At 65.8% G+C, this 407-nt stretch carries 1 protein-coding gene; it reads right to left on the bottom strand.

Annotated features, from left to right (window positions below; translation table 11 throughout):
- A partial coding sequence (locus tag BN1123_RS05630) for an ATP-binding cassette domain-containing protein (protein ID WP_042025806.1) occupies positions 1-407 on the bottom strand: 407 nt, incomplete at both ends.

Genomic DNA, 407 nt, shown 5'->3' with positions numbered 1-407 from the left:
TCATCCAGCAGCAGCAGGCGCGGCTGCTGCACCTCGTCGGGGGCTTGCCAGATCTGGGCCAGTACCCGGGCAAACTGCACCCGCTGCCGCTCGCCGCCGGATAGGCCGGGATAGAGCCGCTTGGCCAGATGTTCTACCCCGGCATGGGTCATGGCGGCCAGCACTATCTCGTCGCGCCGTTTGGCCGGTTCGCTGTGGGGCAGTCGCCCCATGGCCACCACCTCTTCACACAGAAACGGAAAGTTGAGCGACGAGCTCTGCGGCAAGACGCCGACCCGGTAGGCCAGCTGGTTGCTGTCCCAAAGCCTGCGATCCTGGCCAAACAGAGTGATGCTGCCTTCGTGCTCCAGTTCACCGGTCAGGCACTTGAGCAGGGTGCTCTTGCCCGCCCCGTTGGGGCCGAGCAG

This window comes from Aeromonas enteropelogenes, from assembly GCF_000819845.1.
Classification (GTDB): Bacteria; Pseudomonadota; Gammaproteobacteria; order Enterobacterales; family Aeromonadaceae; genus Aeromonas; species Aeromonas enteropelogenes.
Note: the sequence above shows the minus strand (reverse complement) of the source record. Positions and strands in the feature narration are given on the sequence as shown.